Below are 20,628 nucleotides of genomic sequence, written 5' to 3' on the forward strand. Positions count from 1 at the left end.
GCGCGGCAGTTGATCATGCGCTTTTCGTCGACGGCGACGCGGGCGGCGGAGCCTTCGAGTTCGGCGAGGCCTTCGGCGACGTCGAGTTTGTCGAGTGCGGCCTTGGCGCGGATGATCGCAGCGGAGTCGTTGGCGGTCACGTTACGGGCTTCCAGCGCGGCGGCGGCGCCGGCACCGTCGAGGCGGTCCATGTTGGCTTCGCTGGCGTGGCCAGCGTTGGCGCCCTTGATCACCGCTGCACCGGTGTCTTCGTTGTCGACTTCATCCCAACTCAGCATTGAAATACTCCCTTCTGGTCTGTTCTGACGGCCTATCGGGCCGTCCAAAATATAAAATTTGCAGGCGGTTAGGCATTGAAATACGGCGCATAGTGTGGTCGGTATTTACCGATACTGCACACTATGTAGTGGTCTGTTCTGTTTGTGGGCACACTATATGGGGTGTGGTGACGATGGTCAACGCACAAGATGTGCGGCCTGGGGTCGCTGCCGGGCGCCTGATTGACGCCCTATCCAGGACTGGATATGTTGTCTTGCATGAAAAAGCCCCTGCCCGAAGACACCCACCTGATCAGCCAGCTCGAACAGATCGCCGAAGGCTTGAGCAAAACCTTCAGTCCGTTCTGCGAAGTGGTGCTGCACGACTTGCGCGACCCGCAGCACGCGATCCTGGCCATCCATAACAACCTCTCGGGCCGCCAGCCTGGCGACCCGGCCACTGAGCTGGGCCTGGCGCGGATTGCCGATCCCGAGTACCCGCCAGTCATTGCCAATTATCAGAACCAGTTCGCCGACGGCCGCCAGGTCAAGAGCACCTCGATCGGCATCAAGGACACCCGCGGACAATACGTCGCGGCCTTGTGCATGAACGTCGACCTCTCGTTGTTCCGAGGCTTGCAGGGCATGCTGGAACAGTTCGGCTCCGTCAGTGGCGACACGCCCCGCGAGTCTCTCGACCCGTCCGGCGCCGACGCCATTCGTGCGCGCATCGATCAGTTCGCCGCACGCCTGGCCACCACGCCGCGCGCGCTCAAGACCGCGGACCGGCGTGCCTTGATGCGTGAGCTCAAGGATGCCGGCTGCATGGATGTGCGCCGGGCCATGGAAACCGTAGCCTCGCACCTGGGCGTGTCGCGCGCGGCGGTCTACACCTACGCCAAGTAACGCGCGACGGCTTCAATCTCCACCAGATACCCGTGATGCAACTCGGGCACCGGCACCACCGCGCGTGCCGGGCGGTGATCACCCAGTGCGCCGGCGTAGACCTGGTCGAACGCCGGCCAGTGTTCGACCCCCGCCACGTACACCGTGACTTTCACCAGATCCTGCGGCGTGCCGCCGGCCGCCTTGAGGATTTCCAACACATTTACCAGTGCGACCTGGGCCTGTTCGGCAAACGGCGCCGACAGGTTATGCCGCCCGTCCGGGCTGACCGGCAGTTGCCCGGAGATATACAGCGTGTCGCCGTGGCGGATGGCCTGGGAATAATGGCCGGCAGGCTTTGCCGCCGTGGGGGTGTGGATGATGTTCATGGCGCCTCGCTGAGCAGGGTGGCGTACTTCTGGAGATCGACGTTGCCGCCGGTGACGATGATGCCCACGCGCTGGCCCTTGAACTGGTCGCCCAACGCGTGCAGTGCGGCCAGGCCCAGGCAGCCGGTGGGTTCCACCACCATTTTCATGCGCTGCATGAAGAACTTCATCGAGGCCACCAACTCTGCGTCCGACACCGTAAGGATGTCGTTCACCTGCTCGCGGATGATCGGGAAGGTGTAGTTGCCCAAGTGCTGGGTCTGGGCGCCGTCGGCGATGGTCGCCGGGGTGTCGATATGTACGATGTTACCGGTGCGAAACGAGCGCTGGCCGTCGTTCCCCGCTTCGGGTTCGACGCCGTACAACTGGCACTCCGGCGACAAGGCGCGGGTCGACAGCGCCGTGCCCGACAGCATGCCACCACCGCCCAGGCCGACGAACAACGCGTCCAGGGGGCCGGTGAATTCCAGCAGTTCCTTGGCGGCGGTGCCTTGGCCGGCGAGGATATGCGGATGGTCGTAGGGCGGGATCAGGGTCATGCCGTGTTCGTTCGCCAGGGTACGGCCGATCTGCTCGCGGTCCTCGGTGAAGCGGTCATACAGCACCACGCTGGCGCCATACTCGCGGGTGGCCGCGACCTTGGCGGCAGGCGCATCGCCGGGCATCACAATCGTTGCCGGTATGCCCAGCAAACGCGCCGCCAGGGCAATGCCCTGGGCATGGTTGCCCGACGAGAACGCCACCACCCCGGCTTCGCGTTGCCGTGCGTCAAACTGCGACAGTGCATTGAAGGCGCCGCGAAACTTGAATGAGCCGGTGCGCTGCAGGTTCTCGCACTTGATGAAGACCTCGGCGCCGGTCTGTGCGTTGAGCGTTCGAGAGGTGAACACCGGCGTCAGGCAGGCAACGCCCTCCAGGCGTTGGGCGGCGGCGATGACGTCTTGGTAAGTCGGCAGGTGCATGGGACGGACCTCAATGGCATGTCTGGATAAAATATCCATAACAAGACAGATAGTAAAGATTCGTGTGGGAGTGCTAGCGTTTCGAACCTCTCTGATCGCAGGAGGGAACGATGTTGGTCCGACTCGCCGACTGCATCGCCCACTTAGCGCAAGGTTGAAAAGATCATGGTGTCTCGCTGCGATATTAAATAGAATGAATCTCATTTGAGACTCACTCGCGCCGCGCAGGTCGCTTGCCATGAATGATGCTGTTGTTTCGACCCACGCCCCCGAGCTGACGTTGTCGAGCCTGTACCGCGACCATCGCAGCTGGCTGGAAAGCTGGCTGCGCCGGCGCTTGGGCAATGCCTGGGATGCCGCGGACCTGAGCCAGGATACGTTTTTACGGGTACTCGCCAGCGCCCAGCCGATTGCGCAGATGCAGGAGCCGCGCGCGTATCTGGTGACCGTCGGCAAGCGCCTGCTGGTGAATTTCCATCAGCGGCGCAGCCTCGAACAGGCCTATCTGCAGGCCTTGGCGAACCTGCCGGAAGCCTGTGTGCCGTCGCCCGAGCAGCGCTGGCTGGTGCTGGAAACCCTGCAAGCCCTGGATGAATTGCTCGATGGCTTGCCGGTGCTGGTCCGCCGCGCCTTTCTCTGGAGCCAACTGGAAGGCCTGGGCTATCGGGAGATCGCCGAACGCCTCGACGTCTCCGAGCGCACGGTAAAACGCTACATGGCCCAGGCTTACGAACATTGCCTGCTGGTGGACCTGTGAGCCGTGACGTGGCCCGCGCCGCCGCCCAATGGCTGGCGCTGTTGGAGTCTGGCGCGGCCACCGAGCATGATCACGCCGCCTTGCAGCACTGGCGGGACAGCCACCCTCAGCACGAACAGACCTGGCAAAAAGCCCAGACCCTGCGCCAGCGTTTCAGCGCCTTGCCCCAGGCCCTGGCGATGGCCAGCCTCGATCGCCCGCAACCGGGACGCCGCGCCGTGCTCAAGCGCGCGTTGGGTATCGCGGCCTTGGTGCCGACGGCCTGGTTGGTCAGCCGTCAATTGCCCATCGAGGTCTGGCGCGCCGACCTGCACACCGCCACCGGTGAGCGCAAGCGTATCCCCTTGGATGACGGCGGCAACCTGCAACTCAATACCGCCACGGCGGTGGATGTGGACCTGGCACAGCGGCGTATTACCCTGGTGGACGGTGAGTTGGCGTTGAATCTACCCGGCGCGACCGCGATGACCGTGCAGACCCGCTACGGCGAGTTGAGCGTCAGCCAGGCCGACGTGTGCATACGACAACAGGCTGCCGGCTGCCTGGTGTCTGTGCTCAAGGGCGCAGTCCAAGTGCGCGACCGGAACGGGCAGGTGGCGACCCTGCAGGGGGGGCAGCAAGCGCCGCTGAAAGCCGGCGGGCTGGGTGCCTGGGTGCCGTTTGATGTGTCGCAGCTGGGCTGGCGCGACGGTGTGCTGACGGCGCAGAACCAGGCGCTGGGCGATTTTTTGCGGGAGCTGGAACGTTATCGGCCAGGTGTTTTGCGTTGGGAACCGAGCCTGGAGAATTTACGTGTGACCGGCAGCTTCCGCCTCGACGACACCGACCGCATCCTCAATTTGCTTGCCTCGACCCTGGGGCTCGAGCTGCAGGCGCGGACACGGTATTGGGTGACATTGCGCAAAGCAATGAGCTGATCACCCCGTTTGTGTAGTGAGCGGGCTTGCCCCGCGCTGGGCTGCGAAGCGGCCCTAAAACCAAACACCCGGCTCTGTCTGACAGACCGCGGTGTTTTTTATTGGGGCCGCTTCGCAGCCCAGCGCGGGGCAAGCCCGCTCACTACAAGTCTCAGTGGTGTTAGATCACATGGGCGCGGTGCAGCTCGGTCAAGGCCAGTGCCTTGAGCCGGGCCAGCAGCGGATCACGCCGGTCCCTAGGGTGCGGCAGGTCCACCGCCAGTTCCTGGCGAATGCTGCTGGGTCGATTGTCCATCACCAGCACACGGTCGCTCAGGTACAGCGCCTCGTCCACATCATGGGTCACCAACAGCAAGGCGATGGCATGGTGTTTGGCCAGTTGCAGCAGCAGGTCCTGCAGTTTCATGCGGGTAAACGCGTCCACTGCGCTGAAGGGTTCATCCAGCAACAACACCTGCGGGCGTGAATACAGGCCCCGCGCGATGGCGACCCGCTGCGCCATGCCGCCGGACAACGCCTTGGGCAGTGCCTGGGCAAACCCCTTGAGGCCGACTTCCTCGATCAGTTGCGTGACCCAGGCCCTGTCGTAGTGGTTGTCATCGCTGAAACCGATGTTCTGTTCCACCGTGAGCCAGGGCATCAGCCGGGGTTCCTGGAACACAAAGGCGACTTCGCCCTCCGGGCTGTGCAGTTCGCCCTGGAAGTCCTTTTCCAGGCCGGCGACGATGCGCAGCAAGGTGCTTTTGCCGCAGCCGCTGGGGCCCAGCAGGCTCACGGCTTCCCTCGGTTGCAACGCCAGGCGCACCTCGTTCAGTACGGTGGTGTGGGCGAAGCTTTTACGCGCCACATGAATGTCCAGCAGAGGCTGCGCGCTCATTGTCCGGCTCCCTGAAACGTATCGCGCCAGGCCAGGCAGCGCTTCTCCAGTGCCGCGAGCAGGCCATCGCTGACCTTGCCCAGCAGCGCCAACACAATGATCGCGGCCAGCACGATATCCGGCCGCGAGGTTTCCCGCCCGTCGCTGAGCAAATAACCCAGGCCCTTGGTGGCCGCGATCAACTCAGCCGCCACCAAAAACATCCACGCCAGGCTCAAGCCGCTGCGCAACCCGGTAAACAGGCCGGGCAGGGCGGCGGGCAATAAAATGCGGCGCACCAGGCGGCGGCGATTGAAACCATACATTTGCCCGACTTCCACCAGCTTGCGGTCGATATCGCGGATGGCCGCAACCCCATTGAGGTACACCGGGAAGAACGCGCCGATTGCGATCAGCACGATCTTCGACGTTTCGTCGATGCCCAGCCACAGCAGCAACAGCGGCACCCAGGCCAGGCTCGGGATCGAGCGCAGCCCGGCGAAGGTCGGTTCCAGATACGCTTCGGCCTCGCGGCTCAAGCCGACCCACGCGGCAAACATCAACGCCAGGCTGGCGCCGATGGCAAAGCCCAGCAGCACCCGGCCGAGGCTGGCGCTGATGTGTTTCCACAGTGCACCTTCGGCGAGGTCCGTCAGGGTCACGGCGATTTCGCTGGGCGCCGGCATCTGGTACGACGGCAGCCAACCCACACGTACCACCACTTCCAACACCAGCAGGATCAGCGCCGGCACCACCAGGCCCTTGAGCCGTCTCGGCCAGGCACTGCGGTTGATCGCCACGCGCGCGGCAAGGGGCAATGCTTGGGTTTTGCTGGTCATCACGCGCTCCTTCTCCTTAGTGTCAGTGGCCGAACGAGGTGTCGATCAACTGGTCGATCACCTGGTCCACATTCACGCCTTTGCGCACCAACTCTTCGGACACCAGGATCGGCGCGGCGGCCTTGGACGACAGCACATCCTTGCTGCTCAGGAACGGCGTGCTCAGGTCGGTGCGCGACAGTTGCAGCTTGGCCACTTCCAGCGGCAGGCCGGATTCGTCGGCGAGCAGCTTGGCGAATTCATCCGGGTGCTTCACCGCCCAGTCGCGGGCCTTTTCATAGGCGCCGAGCACTTTGGTGATGGTCTGCGGATGCGCTTTGGCAAATTTTTCGGTGACGCTGACCACGCCATAACTGTTGAAATCCTTGTTGCGGTACAGCAGGCGCGAACCGGCCTGGATTTCGCTGGCGGCCATGTGCGGGTCAAGACCGGCCCAGGCGTCCACGTCACCTTTCTCCAGGGCGGTGCGGCCATCCGGGTGTTGCAGGTGTACCAACTCCACATCGTCTTTTTTCAGCCCGGCCTTTTGCAGGCTGCGCAGGGTGAACAGGTACGGGTCGGTGCCTTTGGTGGCGGCGATTTTCTTGCCCTTGAGATCGGTGACGCTCTTGAACGGCGAGTCCTTGCGCACTACCAGGGCCGTCCATTCGGCGCGGCTGTACACATACACCGATTTGATCGGGCTGCCGTTGGCGCGGCTCAACACCGCCGACAGGCTGGCGGAGGAAGCGAAATCCACGCCGCCACTGTTGAGGTATTCCAGCGACCGGTTGCTGCCCTGGCTCAGGACCCAGCCGATCTTGCTGTTCGGCAGGGCCTGTTCCAGCCAGCCAAAATGCTTGAGCACCAGGCTCACGGGCGAGTAGTAGGCATAGTCGAGATTGACTTCAGCGGGGTCGGTGTCGGCGGCATGGGCCAGCGGTTGCAGGCAGAGGGCGAGGGCGCAGGCGCCGAGTAAACGTCGGGTGAAGGGGTTCATGGAACAGCTCCGGCAAGGCGTTGAGAGAAGGCTTTTCTTATATCCAGAAAAATTAAACGGCATGTTCCATCATGCTTTTCGGGAATATGCAGTCTCTGTGCCATCTGGTTCGGAGGCGTGTTTACGGGGCTTGAAGGGGATAAAGCTGTAGCGCGAACGCGCAAACTGTTGATCAGCTGTTGGTGATGCAACAATTCTTATATATCCATATCGAATAAATAAAGAGTTATATATTCCTTTTAATGTCTTCGTGGGTGGCGCATGTTGAGGGCCTGCGCATTCGTGCGGATTGACCCAACAGCCAAAAGGAAAGCCGACATGACCATTAAAGCGATCAACGTGCGCAACCAGTTCAAGGGCGTCATCAAGGAAATCCTGCTGGGGGAAGTGGTGTCGGAGATCGACGTGCAGACCGCGTCCGGCATCGTCACCTCGGTGATCACCACCCGCTCGGTGCGTGACCTGGAGTTGAAAGTGGGCAGCGAAGTGATTGCCTTTGTGAAATCGACGGAAGTGTCCATCGCCAAGTTGTGAACCCAATCGAATGAGGGCGCTGGCAAGCCGGGGCCCTCATTAATAGATGCACGCTTCAGCGTTGGCGAAGGGCGCGTTCCATGCGTTGCAGGCCTTCTTCCAGCATCGTCCGTGGGCAGCCGAAGTTCAGCCGCACGAACTGTTGGCTGTCATCGCCGAACTCGATACCGGCGCTCAACCCGACCTTGGCCTGCTCCAGGAAAAACTGCTGCGGATCATCCAGGCCCAGGGCGCTGCAATCCAGCCACGCCAGGAACGTGCCTTGCGGCACCTGCATCACCACGCCGGGCAGGCGGGTTTGCACGGCCTCGAGCAGGTAGTCACGGTTCGCTTGCAGGTACTGCACCAACGCATCAAGCCAGTCGCCGCACTGGCTGTAGGCGGCGCGGGTGGCCTCCAGGCCCAGGGGGCTGACGCTGTCGACCATGCCGCAACGCGCCCGGTTGAAGCGCTCGCGGATCTCGGCGTTCTGGACCACTGCAAAGCAAGTTTTCAGGCCGGCGACGTTATACGCCTTGCTCGCCGACATCAGCGTGATCGTGCGCTGGGCGATCTCATCGCTGAGGCTGGCAGTGGGAATGTGGCGACGGCCGTCAAAACACAGCTCGGCGTGGATTTCGTCGGAGATAATCAGCGCGCCGTGTTCCAGGCAGGCGTTGGCCACGGCCAGCAGTTCTTCGCGGGGGAAGACTTTGCCCATGGGGTTATGCGGGTTGCTCAACAGCAGCGCGCCGGCACCGGTCAGCGCCTGACGCATGGATGGCAGGGGCGTGAGGTATTCGCCGTCGACCAGCTCGAAGGGGACTTCGATGCGCGGCAGGTTCCAGTGCCCCGGCGCCAGGCGGATCGGCCGGTAGTTGGGGGTTTGCAGTACCACCGGTTGGCCGGGTTGTACAAAGGCGTGCAGTGCCATGTTGAAACCCGGTTCGACGCCGGGCAGGAACAGCAACTCATCCGGCTGCACGCGCCAGGCGTACTTGGCCCACAAATCGGCAATGATCGCCTCACGCACATCCGGGCCGGCGACGCTGTAGCCGAGCACCTGCTGGTCGAGGCGCGCGTGCAAGGCTTGCAGCACGGCGGGTGGGGCGGCGATGTCCATGTCGGCGATCCACATCGGCAAAACGTCGTGCGGGTAGCGGTTCCACTTGGTGCTGCCGGTGCCTAGGCGGGGGTGGATCGTGTCGAAATCAAAGCTCATGGGGGGCTCGTGTCAGGGCGTCGGGCGCGGGAATGGGGCTGATTCTAGCGTCATTATTTTTATAGGCCAGGGTTGATTGGTGCTTACCGTTGTTGAGGTGTGCCGTACTGGGTTAAAACTGTGGGAGGGGGCTTGCTCCCGATGGCGGTGTGTCAGTTGATGCATCTGTGGCTGTTCCACTGCCATCGGGAGCAAGCCCCCTCCCACAGTTTGATCTCCATACATCAGGTAACGGATATACCCCTTGAGAAACACGCGCTTCCACGCAAGGCGCGGGCGCACAGGCCGACCGCGACAAGCAGCGCACAGCGTTTCAAGAAGCCTTGCAGGGTGATTTATCCGCAAAAAGGGTTGTTATCAACGGTTCACCAGTTTCGCCGGCAAGGCGATGACCAGAAAGCTGCTGAGAATCAGGCAGCCGGCGAAAAACCATAAGGCACCGGCGCTGCTGCCTGTGACGTCGATCGCAACGCCCATCAACGAGTTGCTCACCAGGCCGGCGATATTCGCCACCGAGCAGGCCAGGGCAAAGCCGGTGGCCGCCGCCGTACCTTTGAGGAAGGTTGCCGGCAGGCTGAAGAACACCGGCACCGCGCCGATGATCGCCGCCGAGGCAATCGCGAACAGCGCCACGGTGGCCGCCACATTATGAGTAAAGAAGGTGCTGGTGGCCATGGCCGCCGCGCCGATGAAAAACGGCACGATGATGTGCCAGCGGCGCTCGCGGTGCTTGTCGGAACTGGCGCCGATCAGCAGCATGCCGAGCAGGGCGGCGACACTCGGCAGCGCGGTGAGCACGCCGATATGGAAGGTGTCGATGACCCCGGCATTGCGGATGAAGGTCGGCATCCAGAAGCCCATGGCGTAAGCGCTGAGCAGGATCGAGAAATCGATGCCGCCGAGCATCCACACCTTGAGGTTGAAGAAACCGTCGCGGAAGCCGTGCTTGCTGTCGGCGCCGTCGGCGTCATCCTTGCGCAGTTCGGTTTCCAGCAGGGCCTTTTCCTCGTCCGACAGCCATTTGGCTTGCTGGTAGGTGTTGGGCAGTGCCCAGAAGGTCAGCACGCCGAGCAATACGCTGGGCACCGCTTCGATCAGGAACAGCCACTGCCAGCCGCGCAGGCCACCCATGTGGTCGAAGTGGCCCATGATCCAGCCGGACAACGGGCCGCCGATCACGCTGGACAGCGGCAGGCCGATCATGAACAGCGCGATGATCCGCCCGCGTCGGTGAGTGGGGAACCAGGTGGTCAGGTAGTACAGGACGCCCGGCAGAAAGCCCGCTTCGGCAGCACCGAGCAGAAAACGCAGGATGTAGAACTGGGTGGTGGAGGTGACCAGCATGGTGCAAGCCGAGAGCAGGCCCCAGGTGATCATGATGCGCGCGATCCAGATCTTCGCGCCGACCCTTTCCAGTACCAGGTTGCTCGGCACTTCGAACAGGATGTAGCCGACAAAGAACAGGCCGGCACCGAGGCCGAACGCGGTTTCGCTGAACTGCAACTGGTCAAGCATCTGCAGTTTGGCGAAGCCGATGTTGATGCGGTCGAGGTAGGCGGCCAGGTAGCAGAAGCACAGGAACGGAATCAGCTTCCAGATGATCTTGTGGTAAAGCGTGTTGACCGGGTCGGCGACGGTGGTCGCGGGCGCTGCATTCGCAATGGGCATTGGGTGTCTCCTGGCGGTGACTTATGGTTTTTATACAGCCGCTTTTGTTCCAGCACTTCGGAGTGCTGTAGAAGCGACTTCCAAAGGCAGTGTCAGAAGACTGAGGTCTTTCGGTTTTGCATTTCAGGCCTCAGTTTGTTCAAGACCGCGCTCTATGGCGCGGTTCTCGGTACCGTCTTATGGCTCCCTGAACTTGCTCATCGCCTCCTGCTTGCTCACCACGTCGCCATACTTGCTGTCGATATCGAACAGGTTGGCCTCATGGGGCGCCGGGTGCCGGTCGCCGACGCATTCGCGCACGACGATGGTGCGAAACCCGTGTTGCACCGCATCCACCGCCGTGGCGCGGATGCAGCCGCTGGTGGAACAACCGGCCAGCACCACGGTGTCGATGCCCTGGGCATGCAGCATCGGCGCCAGGCTGCTGCCGAAAAACGCACTGGCGTACTGTTTGGTGATCACCACTTCATCGGCTTGCGGCAAGACTTCGGCGCAGAACGCGGCCAGTGGGTTGCCTTCGACCATGTCTTTCATCACCGGGGCCTTTTTGACCCAGATGCCACCGTCGACGAAATGGCCGGGATGGTAGCGGATATTGGTGTGCACCACCGCAATCCCGTGCTCGCGTGCGGTGGCCAGCAGCTCGACGCTTTCGGCCACGGCCGTGACCACGCCCGGCGTGAATAATGGCGCGCCTTCGGTGGTGTAGCCCTGCATGAAGTCGATCATCAGCAGCGCGGCTTTTTTGCCGAAACCAATGCGGTTGCCCCAGACGCCCTGATAATTGGCGTCGGCGGATTGTTCGCTCATCTTCCCAATCTCCTCATTCATAGCTGTGGTGAGCGGTTTATTTGTGGTGAGCGGGCTTGCTGTGGTGAGCGGGCTTGCCCCGCGCTGGACTGCGAAGCGGCCCCAAAAAAGCGGGAGCGCTACGCACTCCAGCGCGGGGCAAGCCCGCTCACTACAAAACCTGCTCACCACAGATGCGGTTTCAGTAGGCGCCGGAGAGCAGCGCGCCCGCGCCGGGAACGATGGGTTCCAGGTCCAGGGCCTTGAGCATGGCGTAAGTGGTGGCGATCGCGGCCGTCAGCACCGGCTTGCCGGTTTGCGCCTCGACCTTGGCCACCACCGGCAACGATTGCATCTGCACGCAGGCGGACAACACGATCACGTCGACACCTTCCAGGTTCATCCCGGCGACGATGGCCGGCAGGTTGGCCGGGTCGTGGCGGGCCACTTCGAGGTTGTCGGGGATCTCCAGGGCACGCCAGTCCACGACCTCGAAGCCCTCTTCGCGGATGTAGTTCACCACCAGTTCGGTCAGTGGCTTCATGTACGGCGCGACAATCGCGATGCGCTGGGCGCCCATTACTTTCAGGCCTTCGATCAAGGCCCCGGCGCTGGTGATGACCGGTGCATTGGCATCGTTGTCGGCGGTGGCCTTGCGCAGGCGTTGTTCGGAATTGCGGTGATAACCCAGACCCATGGCCATGATCGCCACCAGACACGCATAACCCAGCACATCGACCTTGGCGTCGGACAGTTCGACGGCGCAACGGTCGGACTCGCCGTCCATGGCCGCCAGTTCTTCCTTGCGCACTTGTTTCATGCGCATGCGGCTGGAGTGAAAGGTAAAGCGCTCGGGGCGGATCGCCTGGCGGGCGGTGAGCATCGCCGGGATCTCGGTTTCCATGGTGGTGTTCGAGCTCGGCACGATCTGGCCGATGCGGTAGGGCTTCTGCATGGTGGTCTCCAGGGTTATTGTTCGAGGAAGTCGCCGAGGGCGTGGAAGAAACCGTCGAAGTCATCCCACGGAATCATGTGCCCGGCATTCGGTACGCGGGCCACCTGGATGGCCGGTTGCAGGTCCTGGATTTCGGTAATGTCCTCGTCGAGGATCACGCCGCCGCGCCCGGCCACCATCAGCAGGGCCGGCGCCTTGAGAGACGGCAAGTGCTGATGGAAATCCACCGTGTGAAAGTCATTGAAGGCGCGCACGATGGCGGGCTCATAGCAGGTGTGCAGCCATTCGGCGCGCAGTTGCAGTTGCTCGTCGGTCCAGGTAGCGCAGAAGGCGCGCATCGCCTCGGCGTCCATGCCGATCAGGGATTGGCGAATCGAGTCGACGTACCACGGCAGCTTGCTTGGGTATTCGCGTCGGCCCGGGCCGGACACCGGCGGGTCGATCAACACCACGCGATTGACGCCCTGGGGATGCAGCACCGCGCTGCGCAGGGCAAAGCGTGCCCCCATGGAGTGGCCCATCAGGTGGTAGCTGTGCAGGTTCAATGCATCGGCAAACGCGCCGATGTCCTCGGCGCAGGTATCGGTGCTGTAATCCAGCGCGGGGCCGGTCGAGGACAAGCCGCGACCGCGCACATCCAGCACGTAGGTGTCGAACCGCGCGCCCAGGCGCTCGGCCACGAAGCCCCAGGTGATCGCCGGACTGGTGATGCCGGGAATCAGGATCAGCGCCGGGCCCTTGCCGCCATAACGCAGGTAATGCTGGCGGATGCCATTGGCCTGCACGTTGCCGCCGTAGAGGAAGGTGCTCACGCGGCCACCCCCGATTTCAGTTCCTGGGCGTACAGGTCATAACCGTAGACCCAGGCCGGGTCTTCCTGGGTGCGCAGCCAGGTGTTGGCGTTGGACACGGCTTGTACGCGTGACGCACGTTCCTTGCGGTTGGCTTCGTAGAGCTGGAACGCGGTGTGGTAGTCGCTGATGCCGGTTTCCTGCAGGCAGCGAGTGAGCATCGCCGCGTCTTCGATGGCCATGCCGGCGCCCTGGGCCATATGCGGCTTCATCGGGTGGCAGGCATCGCCGAGCAGCACCAGGCGGCCACGGCTCCAAAGCGGCAGCGGGTTACGGTTGCGCAGCGGCCATTTGGTCACGCTTTCGGTGGATTCGATCAGGGCTTGAACGGTGGGGTGGTAGCCCTTGAAGGCGTCGAACATCTCTTCGCGGCTGCTGTCGACGAATGCGCCCTGGAAGTCCCATTCGGCATGGGGCACGCCGGTGACGTAGTAGTACTCGTCGCGCTTGCCGGTGGTGTAGTAGACCATCATGTGGCGATCTTCGGTCCACCACTTGATGCAGTCCTCGAACTTCAGGTCGTACTTGGCCAACTGGTCGCCCCGGATCAGCGCACGGTGGGCGACCCAGCCGCTGTACAGCGGTTTTTCCGCGCCGAGCAGTTCTTCGCGGATCTTGGAGTTGATGCCGTCGGCACCGATCACGATGTCAGCGTAAGTCACCTGGCCGTCGGCGAAGGTCAGGCGCACCTGAGTGTCGGTTTCTTCAAGGGTTTCCAGGCGCTTGTTGAAGTGCAGGGTGCCGGGCTTGAGGGTCGACATCTGCAACGCGTGCAGGTCGCCACGGTGCACGGTGATGTAGGACGCGCCGTAGCCGGTGAGCGGGATGCGCGAGAGGTAGTCGCCGCTCTCGCCGCAACGGCTGAACCAGTGCTCGGGGTGCGAGCCCATCAGGTCCAGCTGCTTTTCGATGCCCATGCGGCGGAAGATTTTCATGATGTTGGGGCCCATGTGGATCCCGGCACCCAGTCGGGAAAACTCCGGCGCCTGCTCATACACATCCACGTCGAAACCAGCTTGCTGCAACAGGGTGGCAGCGGCGGCACCGCCGAGGCCGGCGCCGACGATGGCGATTTTCTGAGTGCTTCCCATGGGGCGTGTTCCTCTGTCTTTTGATTTTTCGGCGGCGTCTGTCCGCAAGGTTTTTAAAGTGTATACGCTCATTTTTTGAAATGGGAAGCCCATCTCTGCAAATATATTTTTTGGCGATAGTTGTCCTGTGTAACTTGATTTGTCCAATAAATACTGGAATTGTTTCGATAGGTAACGTTTTGGTGCGCCGCTTGCAGTCTGTCTGCAATTCGGGTCTTATCGTTATTAAATGGCGTATACGCTATAAAAATGCACTAGAGTGAAGCGCAGTGCTTGAACTTGGTGCAGGCCCACAGGAGACAGGAAAATGCCGGTAAGCGATTGCGAACTGACCCAGATGTTTGAACACGTGTTGACGCTGTCCAAGGTCGACCCGACCCAGAGCGTTGCCGTGCTCAAGAGCCATTACTCCGACCCGCGCACCGTGCGTGCCGCGATGGACGCCGCGCAGCGCCTGGGGGCCAAGGTGTATGCGGTGGAGTTGCCGTCGTTCAACCATCCCAAGGCGATGGGTAACGACATGACCGCCTACTGCGGCGACACTGCGCTGACCGGCAATATCGCGGCGCAACGCGCGCTGGAAGCCGCCGACCTGATCGTCGACACCATGATGCTGCTGCACTCGCCGGAGCAGGAGCAGATCCTCAAGACCGGCACGCGCATCCTGCTGGCCGTGGAGCCGCCGGAAGTGCTGGCGCGGATGCTGCCCACCGAAGAAGACAAAGTGCGTGTGCTGGCGGCGGAGCAGTGGCTGAAAAAGGCGCGCTCGATTCAGGTGACGTCCCGCGCCGGCAGCGACTTCCGTGCAGCCTTGGGGCAATACCCGTCGGTGACGGAATATGGTTTCGCCGATGAGCCGGGGCGCTGGGACCATTGGCCGAGCGGTTTCCTGTTCTCCTGGCCCAACGAAGAAACCGCCGAAGGCGTGCTGGTGCTGGACATCGGCGACATCCTGCTGCCGTTCAAGACCTACACCCGCGAGAAGATCACCCTGGAGATCGAGAAGGGCTTCATCACTAACATCCATGGTGGTTTCGAGGCGGAATACCTGCGTGACTACATGAAATATTTCAATGACCCCGAGGTGTACGGCATCTCCCATATCGGCTGGGGCCTGCAGCCACGGGCGCAGTGGACGGCCATGGGGCTGCACGACAAAAATGACGGCATGTGCATGGACGCGCGGGCGTTCTATGGCAATTTCCTGTTCTCCACCGGGCCGAATACCGAAGTGGGCGGAACGCGCAAGACGCCGTGCCATATGGACATTCCGCTGCGCAATTGCGATGTGTATCTGGATAATGAGGCCGTCGTTATTGCGGGGGATGTGGTGGCGCCGCAAGCCTCTCTCGCGCGCTGATCATCGGTATGGGGATGGAGTATCATGCCTCCCCACCTTAACCACCCACCGAGCTGCGCCGTGCCTGATTCCTACGTCTTTTCTGAACAAGTTGGCCACCTGCTGCGCAAGGCCTACCAGCGCCACCTGGCGATCTTTCAGCAGAATGTCGGCGACTCGCAGCTCACCGCCGTGCAATTCGTGACCTTGTGTGCGCTGCGCGATCACGGTGCAAGTTCCCTGACGGAACTGGTCAAGGCGACTGCGGTGGACCAGGCGACCATTCGCGGTATCGTCGAGCGGCTGAAGGCCAAGGCGCTGATCAGCCTGGAGCCGGACCCGCAGGACAAGCGCAAAGTGGTGGTCGACCTGTCCCCGGAAGGCGCCGAGCTGGTTGCCCAGACTGCACCTCGCGCCGCGCAGATCAGCGAACTGACCATGAGCAACCTCAACCCCGCCGAACGCGTCGCGGTGCTGTTCCTGTTGCGCAAGATGATCGACGACCCGCAGGAATAAACAGCCCACTCACCATACGGTCCTTTGGCACCGTTTTTGCTCTGAGTTCATGTAGTAGTCACTTCATCAGTCAAGTGTGTCGTGAGGCCCCAGGTCCGCGATGCTTTTTTTTGACTGTTTCATGTAGTGCCTGCTTCATCAACTGTTACGGGCGAAGCGAATGATCAGCCAGCACATCACGGTAGCGCTTGAGGTCAACGGGCACGTCAGCGAAGTCAGCGCCATGGCGGACACGCCGCTGTTGCTGGTGCTGCGCAATGACCTGCAACTCAATGGCCCCAAATACGGCTGCGGCCTGGGGGAGTGCGGTGCCTGCACCGTGATCATCGATGGCGTGGCGGCGCGCTCATGCGTGTTCCCGCTGGCAGGTGCGGTGGGGCGCGAGATTCTCACCCTTGAAGGCCTGGGCACGCGGCAGGCGCCGCACCCGGTGCAACAAGCCTTTATCGATGAGCAGGCCGCGCAATGCGGCTACTGCCTCAACGGCATGATCATGACCACCAAGGCCTTGCTCGACCGTAACCCCAACCCCAGCGAAACCGAGGTGCGCAACGCGCTGTCGGGCAACCTCTGCCGCTGCGGCACCCATATCGAAATCCTGCGCGCCGTGCTGCGTGCGGCCCGCTTGATGACCGTGGATTGATGACCATGACAGACACTCCGCTTTCCCGTGACCAGTGGCTGGCCAAGGCCGGCGTCTTGCTGATCGTCGATGACGTGCTGCCGCCCTCGGGGCCGGTGGCCAAGGGTGGCACGCCCACTGTGAAACCCAAGGAACTCGGGCTGTTTATCGCGGTGAGCGATGACGGGCGGGTGTACGCATTCAATGGCCATGTGGACCTGGGTACCGGCATTCGCACCTCACTGGCGCAGATCGTGGCCGAGGAACTCGACCTGACAATGGAACAGGTGAAGATGGTGCTCGGCGACACCGAACGCGTGCCCAATCAGGGCGCGACCATTGCCAGTGCGACGCTGCAGATTTCCGCCGTGCCCCTGCGCCATGCCGCCGCCGAGGCGCGGCGGTTTCTGCTGGCGCGGGCGGCGGGGCGCTGGGGCGTGAGCACCGCCAGTCTTAAGGTGGACGCCGGCGTTATTCAGGCGGCGGACGGGCGCACCACCAGCTACTTTGAACTGGTCAGCGGCCAGCACGACCAACTGCGCATCAGCGGTGATGCGCCGCTGAAGGCGGTTGAGGAGTATCGCCTGGTGGGCAAGGGCGCTGCACGGGTGGATATCCCAGGCAAGGCCACCGGCGAGCTGACCTACGTGCACGACATGCGCGTGCCGGGCATGCTCCATGGCCGGGTGATCCGCCCGCCGTATGCCGGGCTTGATTGCGGGGAGTTTGTCGGTAATAGCCTGCTGAGCGTGGACGAATCGTCCATCGCCCATATCCCAGGCGTCGTTGCGGTGGTGGTGATCCGCGATTTTGTGGGCGTGGTGGCCTTGCGGGAAGAGCAGGCGATCAAGGCGGCCGCCGACTTGCAGGTGCACTGGAAACCCTGGAACAACGCGTTGCCGGACATGAGCGATGTCGAGCAGGCCATCCGCGACAACCCCCGTGTGCGGCGCACCGTCCTCGACCAGGGCAACGTCGATGCGGCCCTGGCCAATGCCAGTCAACGTATGCCCCGTACTTACCTGTGGCCGTACCAGATGCATGGCTCGATCGGCCCCTCCTGTGGCGTGGCCGATTACTCGCCTTCCGGCAGTCGCGTATGGTCGGGCAGCCAGAACCCGCACCTGTTGCGCGCTGACCTGGCGTGGTTGCTGGAGTGCGAAGAAACCCTGATCGACGTGATCCGCATGGAGGCCGCCGGTTGTTACGGGCGCAATTGCGCCGATGATGTGTGTGCGGATGCCTTGCTGTTATCCCGTGCGGTCGGCAAGCCGGTGCGCGTGCAACTGACCCGCGAACAGGAACACCTGTGGGAGCCCAAGGGCACCGCGCAGCTGATGGATGTGGACGGTGGCCTCAACGCTGATGGCAGCATTGCCGCCTACGACTTTGAAACCAGCTATCCCTCCAACGGCGCGCCGACCCTGGCGCTGTTGCTGACAGGCCGTGTCGAGCCGGTGGCGGCGATGTTCGAGATGGGCGACCGCACCTCGATCCCACCCTACGACATCGATAATATGCGCGTGACCATCAACGACATGGCGCCCATTGTGCGCGCCTCGTGGATGCGCGGCGTATCGGCCTTGCCCAACACCTTTGCGCATGAATCCTATATCGACGAACTGGCCTTTGCCGCCGGCGTCGACCCGGTGGAATACCGCCTGCGCTACCTCAAGGACGAGCGCGCCATCGACCTGGTGAAATCCACCGCCGAACGCGCCAACTGGGCACCGCGCACCGCGCCGATGCAAACCGCCAACGAAGACCATCTGCTGCGTGGCCGTGGCTTTGCCTACGCGCGCTACATCCACAGCAAGTTTCCCGGGTTCGGCGCGGCCTGGGCGGCTTGGGTGGCGGACGTGGCCATCGACAAGCAGACCGGCGATGTGTCGGTGACGCGGGTGGTGATCGGCCATGATTCGGGGATGATGATCAACCCGGCCGGGGTGCAGCATCAGATCCACGGCAATGTGATCCAGTCCACCAGTCGCGTACTGAAGGAGCGCGTGACCTTTGAAGAGTCGACCGTGGCGAGCAAGGAGTGGGGCGGCTATCCGATCCTGACCTTCCCCGACGTGCCGCAGATCGACGTGATGATGATGCCGCGCCAGGACCAACCGCCCATGGGCGCCGGTGAGTCGGCGTCGGTACCCAGCGCGGCGGCGATCGCCAATGCGATCTACGACGCCACCGGCATTCGTTTTCGCGAGTTGCCAATCACTCCGGAGCGGGTGCTGGCGGCGCTGAATGCGGCGACCCTGGGTGAGCCGGCCAAGTCGCCGGAAAAACGCCGAAAATGGTGGTTCGGCGCGCTGTTCGCCACCTTGGGCGCGGTGCTGGCGACAGCCTGGCCCTTCCAGGCTGAAATCGCACCGATTGCACCGCCCAGCGCCGGCACCTGGTCCAAGGCCACCCTGGAGCGCGGGCGTTTGTTGGCGGCGGTGGGGGATTGCGCGGTGTGCCATACAGCGCCCGGCGGCGCGCCCAATGCCGGTGGGTTGGCCATGGAAACGCCGTTCGGCACGTTGTACAGCAGCAATATCACCCCGGACGTGAAGACCGGGATTGGCGCTTGGTCATACCCGGCGTTCGAGCGGGCGATGCGTGACGGCATCGGCCGTGACGGGCGCAACCTGTACCCGGCGTTTCCCTATACGGCGTTTCGCAATATCACCGACGCGGATATGCAGGCGCTGTACGCCTACCTGATGTCCCAGGCGCCGGTAAGCCAGGCGCCAACGCCGAACGCCATGCGCTTTCCGTTCAATATCCGGCCGTTGATGGCGGGGTGGAATGCGCTGAATGTGCGGCGCGGTGAAATCACGCCGCAGCCTGAGCGCGGTGAGCAATGGAATCGCGGCAATTATCTGGTCAACGGTTTGGGTCACTGCGCCGCGTGCCATTCGCCGCGCAACGTGATGGGGGCGGAGAAGGGCGGCAAGGCGTTCCTGGCGGGCGGCATGGTCGATGGCTGGGAGGCGCCGGCGCTCAATGGCTTGTCCAAGTCACCGACGCCGTGGACCGAAGAGCACCTGTTCGCTTACCTGAGCACCGGCTATTCCGACGCCCACGGCGTGGCGGCAGGCCCGATGGGGCCGGTGGTGAGTGAGTTGTCGAAATTGCCCAAGGCGGATATCCGTGCCATGGCGGTGTACCTGGCATCGCTTAACGGCAATGCGACGGCCGACGCCCCGGTGGCCGCTGCTGTGACCGTACCCAACCCCAATGGCCGAAGAGTGTTCGAAGGTTCGTGCAAGGCCTGTCATGCCGACGGCCTGGGGCCGAAACTCTTTGGGGTGAGCCCGTCGTTGGCGACCAATACCAATGTGCACAGCGATCAGCCGGATAATTTGATCAAGGTGATTCTGCAGGGCATCAGCAACCCGGCGACCCGGGATCTGGGGTATATGCCGGGGTTCAAGGACAGTTTGTCGGATAGCCAGGTGGCGGACCTGGCGGCGTACCTGCGCGGGCAATTCGCGCCGAATGCGCCGCAGTGGATGGGGGTGGAACAGAAGGTGGCGCATCTGCGCGCCAACCCCGGTACGCACTAGGGCGTGACGCCGCGCACTACCAGGTCACTGATAAACCCCAGCCAATCCTGCTGCGGCCCTTTGTCCGCCAGGTCTTCACCGAGGAACGAGCTGAGGGTATGGCGGTTGGAGTTATAGAAGTAGCACAGCGAGGCAATCATCAAGTACACGTGCTTAAGGTCCACATCCAGGCGAAACACGCCTTGCGCCTGGCCGGCTTCGATAATCGGCTTCAGCACGCCCACCGCTTCCCCCGACAGCCTGCGCATCTCGCCGGACTGCTGGGCATGCTTGCCCTGGTGCAGGTTCTCGATGCTCAGGATCGCCACGAATTCCGGATGCTTGACGTAGTAATTCCAGATGAACGCCACCAGGTCGCGCAGGGCCTGCTCGGGTGCGTCCAGGCTCAGCTTGAGCTTGCTTTCGGCTTTGTTGAACTGTTCGTAGGTGTGTTCCAGCACGCAGACGAACAGGTGTTCCTTGCTGCCGAAATAGTAATACAGCATGCGGTCGTTGGAGTCGGCTTCCTTGGAGATGGTATCGACACGGCCGCCTGAATAACCGTCACGGGTAAACACCTTGACCGCCGCCTGGAGGATACGCGCGCGGGTCTGGTCGGCCTGTTGGGCGCGGATGCCGGTTTTCTTGATCGCCATATCCCTCTTCATCGCCCTATCAGGGCGCCTTG

The 20,628-nt window shown here is 62.6% G+C and carries 20 protein-coding genes and 1 pseudogene; 8 read left to right on the top strand and 13 right to left on the bottom strand.

The window, feature by feature from the left end; translation table 11 throughout:
• Positions 1-278, bottom strand: a pseudogene (locus tag BM403_RS28510) (ribonucleotide-diphosphate reductase subunit beta); the annotation flags it as partial.
• Positions 279-536: 258 nt separating this feature from the next.
• Between BM403_RS28510 and BM403_RS28515 the strand changes: the two are divergent.
• Positions 537-1,163: a helix-turn-helix transcriptional regulator gene (locus BM403_RS28515; RefSeq protein ID WP_093546295.1), complete on the top strand. Its 627-nt coding sequence runs from the start codon at positions 537-539 to the stop codon at positions 1,161-1,163.
• On the opposite strand, the gene BM403_RS28520 is transcribed toward BM403_RS28515, so the two are convergent.
• Positions 1,151-1,531: a RidA family protein gene (locus BM403_RS28520; protein ID WP_093546298.1), complete on the bottom strand. Its 381-nt coding sequence runs from the start codon at positions 1,529-1,531 to the stop codon at positions 1,151-1,153. The two genes, BM403_RS28515 and BM403_RS28520, sit on opposite strands and share 13 nt — an antisense overlap.
• Positions 1,528-2,493: a threo-3-hydroxy-L-aspartate ammonia-lyase gene (locus BM403_RS28525; protein WP_093546301.1), complete on the bottom strand. Its 966-nt coding sequence runs from the start codon at positions 2,491-2,493 to the stop codon at positions 1,528-1,530. Before BM403_RS28525 ends, BM403_RS28520 begins: the two co-directional genes overlap by 4 nt.
• Positions 2,494-2,731: 238 nt before the next feature.
• On the opposite strand from BM403_RS28525, the gene BM403_RS28530 reads away from it, so the two are divergent.
• Positions 2,732-3,250 (top strand): sigma-70 family RNA polymerase sigma factor, encoded by a 519-nt coding sequence (locus tag BM403_RS28530; RefSeq protein ID WP_046034241.1) that lies wholly within the window; start codon positions 2,732-2,734, stop codon positions 3,248-3,250.
• Positions 3,247-4,167: a FecR domain-containing protein gene (locus tag BM403_RS28535; protein WP_046034240.1), complete on the top strand. Its 921-nt coding sequence runs from the start codon at positions 3,247-3,249 to the stop codon at positions 4,165-4,167. Before BM403_RS28530 ends, BM403_RS28535 begins: the two co-directional genes overlap by 4 nt.
• A 160-nt stretch (positions 4,168-4,327) precedes the next feature.
• Here BM403_RS28535 and BM403_RS28540 read toward each other — a convergent pair whose 3' ends face one another.
• The 3 genes from BM403_RS28540 to BM403_RS28550 are packed head-to-tail and all read right to left on the bottom strand — an operon-like array spanning position 4,328 to position 6,841.
• Positions 4,328-5,044, bottom strand: coding sequence for an ABC transporter ATP-binding protein (locus tag BM403_RS28540; RefSeq protein ID WP_064052450.1), 717 nt, complete (start codon positions 5,042-5,044; stop codon positions 4,328-4,330).
• Positions 5,041-5,862, bottom strand: a complete 822-nt coding sequence (locus BM403_RS28545; protein WP_093546304.1) for an ABC transporter permease — start codon at positions 5,860-5,862, stop codon at positions 5,041-5,043. Before BM403_RS28545 ends, BM403_RS28540 begins: the two co-directional genes overlap by 4 nt.
• A 22-nt stretch (positions 5,863-5,884) precedes the next feature.
• Positions 5,885-6,841 (bottom strand): aliphatic sulfonate ABC transporter substrate-binding protein, encoded by a 957-nt coding sequence (locus BM403_RS28550; RefSeq protein WP_043205280.1) that lies wholly within the window; start codon positions 6,839-6,841, stop codon positions 5,885-5,887.
• A 318-nt stretch (positions 6,842-7,159) separates the two neighbouring features.
• Between BM403_RS28550 and BM403_RS28555 the strand changes: the two genes are divergently transcribed.
• Entirely contained in the window at positions 7,160-7,375 is a 216-nt protein-coding gene (locus BM403_RS28555) for a TOBE domain-containing protein (protein WP_003173733.1), read from the top strand.
• Between the two features lie 55 nt (positions 7,376-7,430).
• Here the strand turns inward: BM403_RS28555 and BM403_RS28560 are convergent, their stop codons facing one another.
• The 6 genes from BM403_RS28560 to BM403_RS28585 all read right to left on the bottom strand — a co-directional run bounded on the left by BM403_RS28560 (position 7,431) and on the right by BM403_RS28585 (position 13,930).
• Complete coding sequence (locus BM403_RS28560; RefSeq protein WP_093546307.1) at positions 7,431-8,576, bottom strand: MalY/PatB family protein; 1,146 nt, start codon at positions 8,574-8,576, stop codon at positions 7,431-7,433.
• A gap of 357 nt (positions 8,577-8,933) precedes the next feature.
• Entirely contained in the window at positions 8,934-10,244 is a 1,311-nt protein-coding gene (locus BM403_RS28565) for an MFS transporter (protein ID WP_093546310.1), read from the bottom strand.
• A gap of 177 nt (positions 10,245-10,421) precedes the next feature.
• Entirely contained in the window at positions 10,422-11,054 is a 633-nt protein-coding gene (locus tag BM403_RS28570) for an N-carbamoylsarcosine amidohydrolase (protein WP_093546313.1), read from the bottom strand.
• A gap of 181 nt (positions 11,055-11,235) precedes the next feature.
• Positions 11,236-11,988: a maleate cis-trans isomerase family protein gene (locus tag BM403_RS28575; RefSeq protein ID WP_093546316.1), complete on the bottom strand. Its 753-nt coding sequence runs from the start codon at positions 11,986-11,988 to the stop codon at positions 11,236-11,238.
• Positions 11,989-12,002: 14 nt separating this feature from the next.
• Positions 12,003-12,800 carry an alpha/beta fold hydrolase gene (locus BM403_RS28580; protein WP_012723981.1) on the bottom strand — a complete coding sequence of 266 codons (798 nt, stop codon included), beginning with the start codon at positions 12,798-12,800 and terminating at the stop codon, positions 12,003-12,005.
• The gene (locus BM403_RS28585) at positions 12,797-13,930 is read right to left on the bottom strand and encodes an FAD-dependent monooxygenase (RefSeq protein ID WP_093546319.1); all 1,134 of its coding nucleotides are present in this window, start codon (positions 13,928-13,930) and stop codon (positions 12,797-12,799) included. The genes BM403_RS28580 and BM403_RS28585 overlap by 4 nt, the downstream gene beginning before the upstream one ends.
• A gap of 307 nt (positions 13,931-14,237) precedes the next feature.
• Here BM403_RS28585 and BM403_RS28590 point away from each other — a divergent pair, with 307 nt between their 5' ends.
• The 4 genes from BM403_RS28590 to BM403_RS28605 all read left to right on the top strand — a co-directional run bounded on the left by BM403_RS28590 (position 14,238) and on the right by BM403_RS28605 (position 19,961).
• Positions 14,238-15,290 carry a 2,5-dihydroxypyridine 5,6-dioxygenase gene (locus BM403_RS28590; RefSeq protein WP_093546322.1) on the top strand — a complete coding sequence of 351 codons (1,053 nt, stop codon included), beginning with the start codon at positions 14,238-14,240 and terminating at the stop codon, positions 15,288-15,290.
• A 60-nt stretch (positions 15,291-15,350) separates the two neighbouring features.
• Positions 15,351-15,785 carry a MarR family winged helix-turn-helix transcriptional regulator gene (locus BM403_RS28595; protein ID WP_043206229.1) on the top strand — a complete coding sequence of 145 codons (435 nt, stop codon included), beginning with the start codon at positions 15,351-15,353 and terminating at the stop codon, positions 15,783-15,785.
• 160 nt (positions 15,786-15,945) lie between these two features.
• Positions 15,946-16,428 carry a (2Fe-2S)-binding protein gene (locus BM403_RS28600; RefSeq protein WP_046034233.1) on the top strand — a complete coding sequence of 161 codons (483 nt, stop codon included), beginning with the start codon at positions 15,946-15,948 and terminating at the stop codon, positions 16,426-16,428.
• Between the two features lie 5 nt (positions 16,429-16,433).
• Entirely contained in the window at positions 16,434-19,961 is a 3,528-nt protein-coding gene (locus BM403_RS28605) for a molybdopterin cofactor-binding domain-containing protein (protein WP_093546545.1), read from the top strand.
• Here BM403_RS28605 and BM403_RS28610 read toward each other — a convergent pair.
• Positions 19,958-20,596, bottom strand: coding sequence for a TetR/AcrR family transcriptional regulator (locus BM403_RS28610; protein WP_043205286.1), 639 nt, complete (start codon positions 20,594-20,596; stop codon positions 19,958-19,960). The genes BM403_RS28605 and BM403_RS28610 overlap by 4 nt on opposite strands.
• Between the last annotated feature and the right edge of the window lie 32 nt (positions 20,597-20,628).

Origin of the sequence: Pseudomonas sp. OV546 (genome assembly GCF_900116845.1) — a bacterium.
GTDB lineage: Bacteria > Pseudomonadota > Gammaproteobacteria > Pseudomonadales > Pseudomonadaceae > Aquipseudomonas > Aquipseudomonas petroselini.

Coding starts and splice junctions, on each gene's coding strand:
- BM403_RS28515 (WP_093546295.1), top strand. CDS start 537: ATGAAAAAGCCCCTGCCCGAAGACACCCACCTGATCAGCCAGCTCGAA.
- BM403_RS28520 (WP_093546298.1), bottom strand. CDS start 1,531: ATGAACATCATCCACACCCCCACGGCGGCAAAGCCTGCCGGCCATTAT.
- BM403_RS28525 (WP_093546301.1), bottom strand. CDS start 2,493: ATGCACCTGCCGACTTACCAAGACGTCATCGCCGCCGCCCAACGCCTG.
- BM403_RS28530 (WP_046034241.1), top strand. CDS start 2,732: ATGAATGATGCTGTTGTTTCGACCCACGCCCCCGAGCTGACGTTGTCG.
- BM403_RS28540 (WP_064052450.1), bottom strand. CDS start 5,044: ATGAGCGCGCAGCCTCTGCTGGACATTCATGTGGCGCGTAAAAGCTTC.
- BM403_RS28545 (WP_093546304.1), bottom strand. CDS start 5,862: ATGACCAGCAAAACCCAAGCATTGCCCCTTGCCGCGCGCGTGGCGATC.
- BM403_RS28550 (WP_043205280.1), bottom strand. CDS start 6,841: ATGAACCCCTTCACCCGACGTTTACTCGGCGCCTGCGCCCTCGCCCTC.
- BM403_RS28555 (WP_003173733.1), top strand. CDS start 7,160: ATGACCATTAAAGCGATCAACGTGCGCAACCAGTTCAAGGGCGTCATC.
- BM403_RS28560 (WP_093546307.1), bottom strand. CDS start 8,576: ATGAGCTTTGATTTCGACACGATCCACCCCCGCCTAGGCACCGGCAGC.
- BM403_RS28565 (WP_093546310.1), bottom strand. CDS start 10,244: ATGCCCATTGCGAATGCAGCGCCCGCGACCACCGTCGCCGACCCGGTC.
- BM403_RS28570 (WP_093546313.1), bottom strand. CDS start 11,054: ATGAGCGAACAATCCGCCGACGCCAATTATCAGGGCGTCTGGGGCAAC.
- BM403_RS28575 (WP_093546316.1), bottom strand. CDS start 11,988: ATGCAGAAGCCCTACCGCATCGGCCAGATCGTGCCGAGCTCGAACACC.
- BM403_RS28585 (WP_093546319.1), bottom strand. CDS start 13,930: ATGGGAAGCACTCAGAAAATCGCCATCGTCGGCGCCGGCCTCGGCGGT.
- BM403_RS28590 (WP_093546322.1), top strand. CDS start 14,238: ATGCCGGTAAGCGATTGCGAACTGACCCAGATGTTTGAACACGTGTTG.
- BM403_RS28600 (WP_046034233.1), top strand. CDS start 15,946: ATGATCAGCCAGCACATCACGGTAGCGCTTGAGGTCAACGGGCACGTC.
- BM403_RS28605 (WP_093546545.1), top strand. CDS start 16,434: ATGACAGACACTCCGCTTTCCCGTGACCAGTGGCTGGCCAAGGCCGGC.
- BM403_RS28610 (WP_043205286.1), bottom strand. CDS start 20,596: ATGGCGATCAAGAAAACCGGCATCCGCGCCCAACAGGCCGACCAGACC.